The 11189-nt window shown below is 62.2% G+C and carries 11 protein-coding genes and 3 pseudogenes; 6 read left to right on the top strand and 8 right to left on the bottom strand.

The window, feature by feature from the left end; all coding sequences use genetic code 11:
- Positions 1 to 11 precede the first annotated feature (11 nt).
- Positions 12 to 709, top strand: a pseudogene (locus NKJ90_RS03140) (class I SAM-dependent methyltransferase).
- Positions 710 to 715: 6 nt separating this feature from the next.
- Here NKJ90_RS03140 and blaOXA read toward each other — a convergent pair.
- The 6 genes and pseudogenes from blaOXA to NKJ90_RS03110 form a co-directional block, all read right to left on the bottom strand.
- Positions 716 to 1543, bottom strand: a complete 828-nt coding sequence (gene blaOXA / locus NKJ90_RS03135) for a class D beta-lactamase (RefSeq protein ID WP_023757556.1) — start codon at positions 1541 to 1543, stop codon at positions 716 to 718.
- A 146-nt stretch (positions 1544 to 1689) separates the two neighbouring features.
- Entirely contained in the window at positions 1690 to 2064 is a 375-nt protein-coding gene (yidD, locus tag NKJ90_RS03130; protein ID WP_023757557.1) for a membrane protein insertion efficiency factor YidD, read from the bottom strand.
- 99 nt (positions 2065 to 2163) lie between these two features.
- Positions 2164 to 2277, bottom strand: a pseudogene (locus NKJ90_RS03125) (integrase); the annotation flags it as partial.
- 34 nt (positions 2278 to 2311) lie between these two features.
- A pseudogene (locus NKJ90_RS03120) lies at positions 2312 to 2666 on the bottom strand (ISAs1 family transposase); the annotation flags it as partial.
- Positions 2667 to 2886: 220 nt separating this feature from the next.
- Complete coding sequence (locus tag NKJ90_RS03115; RefSeq protein WP_023757559.1) at positions 2887 to 4416, bottom strand: putative bifunctional diguanylate cyclase/phosphodiesterase; 1530 nt, start codon at positions 4414 to 4416, stop codon at positions 2887 to 2889.
- Complete coding sequence (locus NKJ90_RS03110; protein ID WP_023757560.1) at positions 4417 to 4971, bottom strand: heme NO-binding domain-containing protein; 555 nt, start codon at positions 4969 to 4971, stop codon at positions 4417 to 4419. It lies immediately after the preceding gene.
- 263 nt (positions 4972 to 5234) lie between these two features.
- Between NKJ90_RS03110 and NKJ90_RS03105 the strand changes: the two genes are divergently transcribed.
- Positions 5235 to 5537, top strand: a complete 303-nt coding sequence (locus NKJ90_RS03105; RefSeq protein WP_023757561.1) for a hypothetical protein — start codon at positions 5235 to 5237, stop codon at positions 5535 to 5537.
- Between the two features lie 200 nt (positions 5538 to 5737).
- Positions 5738 to 5851 (top strand): hypothetical protein, encoded by a 114-nt coding sequence (locus tag NKJ90_RS03100; RefSeq protein ID WP_198032176.1) that lies wholly within the window; start codon positions 5738 to 5740, stop codon positions 5849 to 5851.
- A gap of 458 nt (positions 5852 to 6309) precedes the next feature.
- Here the strand turns inward: NKJ90_RS03100 and NKJ90_RS03095 are convergent, their stop codons facing one another.
- Positions 6310 to 6804 (bottom strand): iron-sulfur cluster assembly scaffold protein, encoded by a 495-nt coding sequence (locus NKJ90_RS03095; protein ID WP_352485645.1) that lies wholly within the window; start codon positions 6802 to 6804, stop codon positions 6310 to 6312.
- Positions 6805 to 7043: 239 nt separating this feature from the next.
- On the opposite strand from NKJ90_RS03095, the gene folE reads away from it, so the two are divergent.
- From folE to NKJ90_RS03080, 3 genes are all read left to right on the top strand, one after another.
- Positions 7044 to 7703, top strand: a complete 660-nt coding sequence (gene folE, locus NKJ90_RS03090) for a GTP cyclohydrolase I FolE (RefSeq protein ID WP_023757564.1) — start codon at positions 7044 to 7046, stop codon at positions 7701 to 7703.
- A gap of 9 nt (positions 7704 to 7712) precedes the next feature.
- The gene (gene hisI, locus NKJ90_RS03085; RefSeq protein ID WP_023757565.1) at positions 7713 to 8174 is read left to right on the top strand and encodes a phosphoribosyl-AMP cyclohydrolase; all 462 of its coding nucleotides are present in this window, start codon (positions 7713 to 7715) and stop codon (positions 8172 to 8174) included.
- A gap of 84 nt (positions 8175 to 8258) precedes the next feature.
- A complete protein-coding gene (locus tag NKJ90_RS03080) occupies positions 8259 to 9224 on the top strand; it encodes a patatin family protein (protein WP_023757566.1) in 966 nt (321 codons plus the stop codon).
- A gap of 6 nt (positions 9225 to 9230) precedes the next feature.
- Here NKJ90_RS03080 and recJ read toward each other — a convergent pair whose 3' ends face one another.
- Complete coding sequence (gene recJ / locus NKJ90_RS03075) at positions 9231 to 11015, bottom strand: single-stranded-DNA-specific exonuclease RecJ (RefSeq protein WP_023757567.1); 1785 nt, start codon at positions 11013 to 11015, stop codon at positions 9231 to 9233.
- Between the last annotated feature and the right edge of the window lie 174 nt (positions 11016 to 11189).

The following is an 11189-nucleotide window of genomic DNA, read 5'->3' as shown; positions in this document are numbered from 1 at the left end:
CGCAAGCGTGGCTGTTTCGCGATCCCTACGCGATCGCAATTCTGGGTGAAGCCGCTCCCTCGGCACAGGAGCTCGAGCAGGAAGACGAGCGCCGACGGCGCATGCGCCTGTTCGTGGCGGCGCGCGCCCGGTTCGCCGAGGACTGGTTGGCGGTGGCGGTCGGTCGCGCTATCCGGCAGCTCGTCGTGCTTGGCGCCGGCCTCGATACGTTTTCGCTGCGCAACCCATATCCGGATCTCAGCGTGTTCGAAGTCGACCACCCGGCGACACAGGCGTGCCGGTCGATTTCGAGCGGCAGAGCCTGCCCGAAGAACTGGCTGCGGCAGGGTTGCGGTCGACCGAACCCAGCTTCTTCATCTGGCTGGGGGTCGTACCCTACCTGACGCAGGAAGCGATCTTCAACACGCTGTCCTGGATAGCTGGCATCCCCAGGTCGGAGGTCGTGTTCGACTATAGCGAACCGGCCGAGATACGCGACGCTGCGGGACAGGCCGCCCTGGCCTGCCACGCGGCGCGCGTCGCGTCTGTCGGTGAGCCCTGGATCAGCTTCTTCATCCCTGGTGAGCTGGCGAAATCCCTGAACGACCTCGGGTTCGATGAGATCGAAGATCTCGAGAGCGGCGATATTGCCGCCCGCCTTTCCGGAGCTCCGAGGGGAGCGACGCCCAACTCCGGTGGCCACATCATCCACGCGCGCCGAAGTTTCTGACCAGACTTATTTCGCCAGCAGCGGCAAGTCCTCCAGGAACGCGGCCCGCGTCTTGAGGCCCTTGGGCATATCGGTGCGGTTGGTGTCGACCACCGGCCGCGCAAAGACGATCTGGCGGCCGTCCTTGTTCGCCCAGCCGACGAACCAGCCGAGCGAGCGCTTTTCCTGGACCTTGTCGGCATCGTTAGCCAGCTTGGTGCTGCCGGTCTTGCCTTGCACCGTCCAGCCTCCTGCCTGGAAAGTCGGGATGATGGCTGATGTCATGTCATACGCTTTGGCCGAGACCGGTAGCTTGCGGGCCAGAAACCTGCGCAGGAAATCGACCTGCTCGACCGGCGTGATCTTCAGGGAGGAACTCACCCAGGACCGGGTCAGGCCATCATTCTTGCCGGGATTGCCGGAAACATCGGCATTGCCGTAGTCGAATTTCGAGACATAGCCGGCAAAGCTTTGCGGCCCAAGCCGGCGGGTGATTTCACGCGAATACCAGAGGATCGAATCCTTTTCCCAGATCATCGGATCGACGGTCTTCTGGTCCCGCTTCAAGGCCTTGAACTCCGGCTTGTAATCCCAGCTCGGTGTGTGCTCGTCGCCCAAGATTCCACTGTCATAACCGATCAGCGACACCGGCACCTTGAACGTCGAGGCCGGGCTGAACCGCTGATCGCACACGCCATTCTGGTAGAGCGTCTTGCCGCTCGCCGCATCGGCGATCAGCGTGCATTGCACGTCCATCAGCGGCGCCGATTGCGCGCGCATCGGAAATCCCAGCAGCCAGGCGAGCAGAAACAGGACGCCGGCAAAGATGAAGGGAAGACGGTCTATGTTACGCATTTGATGCTCGCTCCAGAGGGGGTTCGCGAGCGGCTTAGCGAGGTCTCTTGTCTCGATTTTGTCTCAAATGCGCAGTCTCTGTGCAGCCTGACGTTAACCCTACCGGATCGTAAACTCGCAATACGGCCGAGATTTCGCTGGCGCCGTCACCCCTGCTCTTCGCCCGGCTTGCTGCCGATCCGCCAGTAGCGCCAGGGCGTGAACCAGACATAGCGCTTAGCCAGGGTTTCCGGCACGCGGTCGATGCCATGCGTGCCGAATGGGCCGCAACGCAGCACCCGAAAAAAGCCCATCCAGCCGCCGGCCCACAAGCCATGGCGGGCGATCGCCTCGTGCGCGTATTCGGAACAGGTCGGCAAATGCCGGCAGGAATTGCCGACAAAGCCGGACAGTGTCAGTTGGTAAATGCGCACGAGCGTCGTGCCTAGGACACGGCCGGGCGTCTTGCGCCACGGGCCGGGCCAGTTGCGCCCACGCCTTGGCGGTCCGGCGCTATGCGCATGTCCATGCTGGTCGCCCACTGCGGTCTCCGTATCGCGCTCCCACGCGATAGATGTGGGCTTCGTCAGGAGAACGCAATCCCACTCCTTGTGCGCCTCCCGCCGTCACGGACGGTGTGTGGCGCCATAAGCGACCGACAGCGCGGCCTGGTGCTTGAGGCAGGTGGTGGCGTTGAGCAGCCGGGCAACCTCGTCGCGGCTCAGGACCACCGGCAGCTTGCGCGGATGCGCCAGGGGTGGTTCGGCAGCAGCGGCAGAGCATCACGGGCAGTTCACCGGGAAAGCGACGCTGGCCCTTGCGCCAGCCGGCCTCGTGGCTGACGGTGACGATGCGCTCCTCGATGCGGCCATGGACCTTGTCGAGATCGACGGCGCTGTCGAGGCAATCGGCGGGAGCGTCGTCGAAATAGTGCTCGATCTCGGCTCTGAGTGTGGGTTGGTTGGCCTTGACGGCCAACAGATAGTCGCCCCCCTTGATCGCGGATGGCTTGGGCGATCGTGGCATTGGTGGCGATGGCGTCGATCGAGACCAGCGCGCCTTTCAAGCCCTCATTTGCTCCCAGCCGCTGCAAGAGCACGGGAATGGCCGTCGTTTCGCTGCTCTTGTCGGGGACCGCTTCCCTCCTGCGGTTCCAAACTGGGGTGCGAGGTGTAACGCCGCACTCGGTAACAGCGCGGGGGATATGAACCAGCTGGGAGGCCCTTCATCGTCGTTGGCACGGTCTGGCCGCGCGGACCCCACCCGATGAAGGCGTTGAAATATCTCGTCGTGGTGCTGTGGGACGCATTCGTGGTCGCGCCACTCCTGTGGGCGCCGCCTCAGGGACGCAAGAAAACGTCATCCTATCTTTGGGTGGCATGCATCGGATTCGCACCGGCCTCAAGATATTGCGTGATTTTCCTCAAGGACATCGGCCTGCCAAACAAATATCCCTGTTGGACGAAACAGCCGCAGCTGGTCAGCCGGAGCGCCTGGCTTTCGGTTTCAATGCCTTCTGCGATGATATGCAGGTCCAGGGCCTGTGCGAGTTGAACGATCGCTTTGACCACCGCTTCGGCCTGCCCGTCGGAGCTGATGTCCCTGGCAAACGAGCGATCGATCTTGATAACGTCCAACGGCAACCGCCTGATGTATGAAAGGCTTGAATAGCCCGCTCCGAAATCGTCGAGGGCAATTCGGATGCCGAGCGCGCGAAAGTGTGAAAGCCGCTCCTCAGCCTGTTCGAAATCAATGAGCAGCCGGCTTTCCGTGATTTCAAGCTGAAGCGCCGAGGGCGGAAAGCGATGACGAGCCAACGTCGCGGCGATCTGCTCGACCACCGAGGGCGAACGCAAGTGGCGCGTCGATAGATTGATCGACACATAGTTGAGACGACCTTCGCGGATGAGCGGATACATCTCCTGGCAGCAGCGGTCGATCATCGCCAGGCCGAGTTCGATGATCAACGAACTTTCCTCGGCCAGCGGGATGAACAGCCCGGGAAGAATGAGCCCGCGCTCGGCATGCTGCCATCGTGCAAGCGCCTCCACCCCGACGATCCTGTTGCTCTGGGTGGAGATAATCGGCTGATACCAGGGCTCGATCTCTCGCGCCGCCACGGCGCTGCGCAATTCTGCTTCCAATCCCTGGAGGTGCTCAAGCTCTGCCGCCATCGTTTCGTCAAATTCCGTCCATGTCGAGCGCCCCGCCGACTTGGAGCGGTACAGAGCTATATCGGCGAAGCGCTGCAGCGTTGGCGAATCCGTGGCATTGCCGGGGAAGCTTGCAAAACCGACCGAGCAACTGACGATCAACTGCAGGCGGCCACAAGCGATAGGCCTGCTCATGGCCTCCATGACCTTCGCCGCGATCTCGCGGGCACGTTCGCTGTGAATTGGCGTCACGCAGATAACACCGAACTCATCACCACCCAGCCGGCCTGCCACCTCCTGTTCCTTGCAAATTGCCCGCAACCGGTCGGCAACCGCCAGCAGCACCGCGTCTCCTACGGCATGGCCGTAATTGTCGTTGATTTCCTTGAACCGGTCGAGATCTACAAACAGAAGTTGTACACAGCCACCTTGAACATGGGCCGCATTGATGGCCGCGTCCAGATCGCGAGCGAAACTGCCCCGATTGGCGAGCGTGGTCAGAGGATCGCGCTCCGCAAGGAACAGGGCCTGCTGACGGGAGACCTCCAACTCGTGAGTGCGATCGAGGACGCGCATTTCGAGATCGTTGGCCAGCACAGTCAGGTGGCTGTTGGCGTTGTAGAGCTCAAGCGACTTCGCCTCGAGCAGCCATTCGGCCGCTTCACGTGCTCGCCGTTCGCGTTGGAGACGCCGTTCGAGACGCGCAACGCGATCCTCGGAATGGCTGGCTTCCGAGAGCATTTAAGCTATCGCACCTGTCTTCTGGATCGAAAAACGAACGAATTTCTCGCCGCCGTTTTCGTGGGAGCTTCGCTCTATTCGCACAGTCTCACCGTAGATCTGAGCCGCTCCAAGAATGAGGCCGGAGGCAAGCGCCTCGAAGGGACGGCTGCTGCGATAATCAAGGTTCATTGCCCCATGACCGACGCGCTCGGCCCGAAATTCCGGCAGCTCGGCATCGGGGTAGAGCTTACGCACCTCCACGTGGATATGCCTATCGATACTTTCGAGGAAATCAAAGAGGGTGGCTGCCGTCTTGAAGAAGTCGGGGAACGAAGCCTTGAAACGCCCGATCAAATGCTGGCCGAATAAACCCAGCAACTCGTCTGGCGGCGTGTGGCTTTGCGCGGCCAATGTGGTGACGAGAGATTGCATCTCCTTGTGGTCATAAGTTCCCACCGCGGTGTAGGCGCCACCGCTCGGCAGATCGGAAGCCTCTATGAGGTCATCCACCGCATCAGCCCCATAGGTCTGTTCCACGAAGCCCAGCAGTTCGGTGAATACCATACCCTTCATGTTGCCCTCACTCGCCTATTGGACCGGCCCCAGTTCTGAGCCTAAACCGCAGCATAGAATGTATAGTTAAGGGTATAATTAAGAATGAAAAAAATCGGTCACATAAGTTGCCTCTCCGTACGCCGTCGACGTTGCAGGCAATGCTGGCGGCCCACTCCCTCGACAAGGAGGCGCGCCCTAGAGGAGCGGCCAGAATACCGGCAAACTCCGCGACGGCGTGGATATTGGATCGCTGGCGCCGTCGACAGACGCGGATCCGTCGGTTGGCGCAGTCTGTTCGGCGGCGCCGGTGGCACATCCGCCTGGCCGGTAGCATCGCGGTGCTGCGCGCGCGTCATTTGGAAACCTTGAAACCGGGCCGCTACCGGTTTGGTATCCGGGCCAACGAACTCTCCTTGGCGGTAACGGGGACGACCGGCCGCGTGACTTTCTCCGAGGTCTCAGGCTCCGAGACCTTCCTCTATTTCGATGCGCCTTTCGGGTCGGCGGTGATCCAAGTCGAGGGTGTGCACAGCGTAACTCTCGGTGACGACATTGCAGTCGCGATCAACCCCGATCGCTTCTAATGCTTCGCCGCCGACAGCGACGGCGTCCTGATGGCCGCGCCGGAGCCGTCCATGGGAGGGCAATCCTGATGGCCCGTCTACCTCGATGGCCTCGACCACCGCTATGGCGCTGCCCCCTATGCACTTGAGAAGTCGGACATTCTGTTCGAGGACGGCAAGACTACGCGTTGCTCGGTCCGTCCTGCTGTGGCAAGGCCACGATGCTGAACATCATGTCGGGATTGCTGTTCCCGTCGGACGGACGTGTCGTGCTTGGCGACCGGGATGTCACGCGCGTCAGGACGGCTGACCGTAACATCGCGCAGGTGTTCTAGTTCCCGGTGATCTACCCATCGAAAACTGTGTTCGGAAACCTGGCCTTTCCACTTGAAACGCCACCTGGTTTGCTTGGCATGACGCCAAAAGAATATCGCTAAGTGAAGCCTGCCTTCCGACTTTCCGATAGTGGCGCCAAACTACGCCGCGACACGGATGCTAGCGGTCTCGGCCGCAAGGCTGGACCTGTTGAGAAGGCGCCCGCGAAGCGGAAGGCGAAGGCTTAACGCCCCTCCACATGACGGAGCGTCAAGACTCAGATACCGCTTGGCGAAGCGGGCGGCGATGATTCAACAGCCCGCAGTTGTCTTTTTCATCTGGATAAGGGCGGCGCCCTTCGCGTCGACTGTCGCCTGACCAGCCGCCGAGGACTGTGCGCTGCCGGTCTGCTGGCCGGGGGCACAATCTTTTACCGTATTCGGTTTCGATGTGCCGCCCGTTATGGTGGGGTCAAGCTTCATTCCGCCGGCCGCACCATAATTCGTTCCTCGTCGGTTATCGGCCCTGAGGCCGCTTCTTCGGCGCGCTTCCTCTCGATCTGGCCGATCGCACCGACCACGGCGTCGAAAGTCAGCATGGTCGAGGCATGCCGCGCCTTGTAGTCGCGCACCGGCTCCAGATATTTCAGATCCGCGAAGCGGCCGTCAGGCGGCGCGCCATTTTCCTTCAGCATCTTCAGCATGGCCTCACGCACCGCACGCAGTTCTTCAGCGTTCGCGCCGACGACATGCTGCGCCATGATCGAGGACGATGCCTGGCCGAGCGCGCAGGCCTTCACGTCATGTGCGAAATCCGTGACCACGCCGTCCTGCATCTTGAGGTCGACGGTGACGGTCGAGCCGCACAGCTTGGAATGCGCCTTGGCGGTCGCGTCGGGATGTTCCAAGCGACCGATGCGGGCGATGTTTCCGGCAAAACCGAGAATTTTCGCATTATAGACGTCGTTTATCATTATTTTCCAATCCGTCGCCGCCAAGCGAACAGCGATTGCCGCTGCCGTGTCTTCCTTTCGCTCGTCATGACCTTATATAATGCTGGCAGTCCGGTATCGACAAGACAACGAAAGTCAGTGTCCTAGCCGGAAAGTTCACGCCACTTGCGGGGCTGGAAACGGGGCGAGTTTCCGACACCGAAAGGTCGTGGTCCGTTCAACTCGTTCCTCCGCCGAGAGGGACTACGGGAGACGCCTTTATGGATGCCGTTATTAAAAAACTCATGCCCCAGTCGGCCTATATGGAGAAGCCGGTTACCGACCGGCCGAGCGAAGCCGAAGTCGAGGCCGCCGTGCGCACCCTTTTGCGTTGGACCGGCGACAATCCGGACCGCGAAGGGCTGGTCGACACGCCAAAGCGCGTGGCCAAGGCCTTTCGCGAAATGTTCGGCGGATACGATATGTGCCCGGCCGACGAGCTCGGCCGCACCTTCGAGGAGGTCGCCGGCTACGACGACCTGGTCATCGTCAAGGACATTACATTCCACTCGCACTGCGAACACCACATGGTGCCGATCATCGGCAAAGCGCATGTCGGCTATCTGCCCGACGGCAAGGTCGTCGGCCTGTCCAAGATCGCGCGCGTGGTCGATATCTTTGCCCATCGCCTGCAGACGCAGGAGGCCCTGACGGCGCAGATCGCCGGCGTCATCCAGGACGTACTCAATCCGCGCGGCGTCGCCGTGATGATCGAGGCCGAGCACATGTGCATGGCCATGCGCGGCATCCGCAAGCAGGGTTCAACCACGCTGACCTCGACCTTCACCGGTGTCTTCAAGGATACACCCGAAGAGCAGGTTCGTTTCGTCACCATGGTGCGTGGCGGCGGATCTGATAGCCCCACCGACTTCGCTAGATAAGGACCGGCGATGTCGGCACTGGAATTTCCAAAAGCTCCGTCGGACAAGAAGGCGTTGGAGGAAGGCGCGGTGTTTTCACCGCGCTTCGATGCAGCCGGCCTGGTCACCGTCGTCGTCACCGATGCCGCAGACGGCATGCTGTTGATGGTGGCTCACATGAATGCGCAGGCGCTGGCACTGACGCTGGAGAGCGGCATCGCTCACTACTGGTCGCGCTCGCGCAATGTGCTGTGGAAAAAGGGCGAAACATCAGGCAATTTCCAGCAGGTTGTCGACGTGCTCACGGATTGTGACCAGGACGCCATATGGTTGCGCGTCAAAGTGTTGGGCCACGACGCAACTTGTCACACCGGCCGGCGTTCATGCTTTTATCGGACGGTGAGGCTTGTCGATGGCAAGGGGACGCTTGCCGACGACGGCAACAAGCCGCTGTTCGATGCGGAAAACACATATCGGAAACCACCAGTTTGAACCTTCTGCCTGACACCAGCGACACAAATTCATGATTTCGATACGGCCCGCCTGTATATTAGCCCCGGGACAAGGGAGATCTTGATGCTCGAGTGGGCGTCATTGCGTAACAGACCAGATGTCAGGGAGGCCAACGGCCTGTCCTCCTCCGGCGGCGCATCGGAAACAGCAAGTCAAACCGGCATTTCGCTCGCCTTGGGCGGCGGTTGCGCCCGCGGCTGGGCGCATATCGGGGTGCTGCGTGCGCTTGACGAAGCCGGCATCGAAGTCTCGATGATCGCCGGCACCTCGATTGGCGCGCTGGTCGGCGGTTGCTATCTCGCCGGCAAACTGGACGAACTCGAAGAATTCGCCCGCAGCCTGACCAAGCGACGTATCTTCGGCCTGCTCGATCTCAACCTGCGCGGCAGCGGCCTTTTCGGTGGCATGAAGCTCGACGCCCGGCTGCGCGAGCACATGGCCGGCATTCGTTTCGAGGACCTCGCCAGGCCATTCGTCGCCGTCACATCCGAAATCCGCACGGGGCATGAAATCTGGCTTTCAAGTGGCTCGCTGATCACCGCCATGCGCGCCTCGTATGCGCTGCCCGGCGTGTTCGAGCCCGTGAATTGCAACGGCCGCGTGCTCGTCGATGGCGCGCTGGTCAACCCGGTTCCTGTTTCGGTCTGCCGCGCCTATGAGCAGCCGCTCGTCGTGGCGGTCAACCTTCACTACGATCTGTTCGGCCGCGCCGCCGTCATCAAGCATAGTGCCGGCGAATTGGTCGTCGAAAAGGACGCGCCAAAGCCCGGCCAGGTCGACACCGAGCGCCAGTCGCACCAGACGCGGCTCGGCATCACCGGCGTCATGGTCGAGGCTTTCAACATCATCCAGGACCGGATTTCGCGCGCCAGGCTTGCCGGCGATCCGCCAGACATGTCGCTGCAGCCGAAGCTCAGCCATATCGGCCTGACCGAATTCCACCGCGCCGACGAGGCGATCAGCCTCGGCTATCAGGCGACGATGGCGCAGATCGGCGAACTGACCCGGCTGCAAACGGTTCTCGCCTGATCGACGTCATGCCCGCGCCGCATCGGTGATGCGAAACTGTACGGTGCGGTTGCCGTTCCAGTGATTGCCCGACAACGAACCGGCGACGTGGATTGTCTTGCCGCGGTTCTTGAACAGGAATTCGCCTAGTGCGGTATCGACGGCGCGAAAGGCGATCGCCTGGATGCGGCCGCCGCTTTCCGACTGTAGCTCGACGCGAATGTGGTTGGTGCCGACCGGCCGCGCATCGGCCAGTCGGTGACGCGGCAGCACGAAAACGGGTGCCACATGCCCGGCACCGAAGGGTCCGGCCTTTTCCAGTGCGTCAAGAAGGCTGAGCGTCGCGCCTTCGGCGGCAAGCGCACCGTCGATCGCCAGGCTTTCCTCGCTCTGCAGGCGGAACACGTCGGCGGCCGCCCGCTCTTCGAAAAACGCCCTGAGTTCGCCGAGCTTCGCCCGCTCCACGGTGATACCCGCCGCCATGCCGTGGCCGCCGCCCTTGACGATCAGCCCGGCATCGGCCGCCTCGCGTACCAGCCGGCCGAGGTCGAAGCCCGACACCGAGCGGCCCGAACCGGTGCCGGTGCCATTGGCATTGAAGGCAATGGCGAAGGCGGGCCGCCGCGCATGATCCTTCAGCCGTGAAGCAAGCAGACCGACAATGCCAGGATGCCAGGTGTTGCTGGCGGTGACGACGATGGCAGGGCCATTGCCGCCGGCAAGCTCGGCATCGGCCTCGACACGTGCCGCCGCGAGCATCTCCTGCTCCATCAGCTGCCGTTCCTGGTTGAGCCGGTCGAGCGTCTCGGCAATACTGCGCGCCTCGACCGGGTCGTCGGTCGCAAGCAGGCGGCTGCCGAGCGCGGCATCGCCGATGCGTCCGCCGGCATTGATGCGCGGGCCGATCAGGTAGGCCAGATGGAAGGTGCTGACCGGCTCGCCGATACGCGAGACCCGTGCGAGCGCCGCCAGCCCTTCGTTCTTTTGCTGGCGCGCCATCTGCAGCCCCTTGACCACGAAGGCGCGGTTGACGCCGGTCAGCGGCACCACGTCGCAGACGGTGGCAAGGGCGACGAGATCGAGCAGCGAAAGCAGGTCGGGCGGCGTGGCATCGGCCATCCGGCCACGCAGGATCCTGGCCGTCTGCACAAGGGCGAGGAAGACCACGCCGGCGGCACAGAGATGACCCTGCCCGGAAAGGTCGTCGTCCCGGTTGGGATTGACGACGGCAATTGCCGCCGGCAAGGCACCACCGACCTGGTGATGGTCGAGCACCACGACATCGGCGCCAGCCTCGTTGGCGGCGTCGATGGAAACGGCGCTGTTGGTGCCGCAATCGACGGTGACGATCAGTGTCGCGCCACGCGAGACCAATTCACGCATGGCGTCTGGATTGGGACCATAGCCCTCGAAAATGCGATCCGGAATGTAGATTTCCGAAGGCACCGAGAAATGCGCAAGGAACCGCTTCAGCAGGGCCGACGAAGCGGCGCCGTCGACATCATAGTCGCCGAAGATCGCCACCTTTTCCCTGGCCATCACTGCGGCGGCGATGCGGGCCGCCGCCCTGTCCATGTCGGTCAGCGATGCTGGATCCGGCAGAAGATCGCGGATCGTCGGGTCGAGAAACCGCTCGGTCTGCTCGGCGGTGACGCTGCGCCCGGCAAGCACCCGTGCGACGATGTCGGGCACGCCATGGCCTTGCGCGATGGCGAGCGCGGTCATGTCCTGGCGCTCGGTCAGCCGGTGTTCCCAGGAAACCCCGGATACCGACTGCCTGACATCGAGGAAGAGGCGTTTTTCGCCGGTCATACTGTTTGCCGACTCATGGTTGGCCGCAGGATAGTACATGTCGCCCAAAAGTATGCAGCGGTTTTGGGACAACGACATGCATAAACAACAACCTAATGCGCGTCGCGTGAACGCGACGCGCATTAGGCCAAAGACAGGCAAGGCCAAGTGGTGCGCGGAGATGCGCCGTCCCGG

This window comes from Mesorhizobium sp. M0051, assembly GCF_040323235.1.
GTDB lineage: Bacteria > Pseudomonadota > Alphaproteobacteria > Rhizobiales > Rhizobiaceae > Mesorhizobium.
This window is presented reverse-complemented; position numbering and strand designations above follow the sequence as displayed.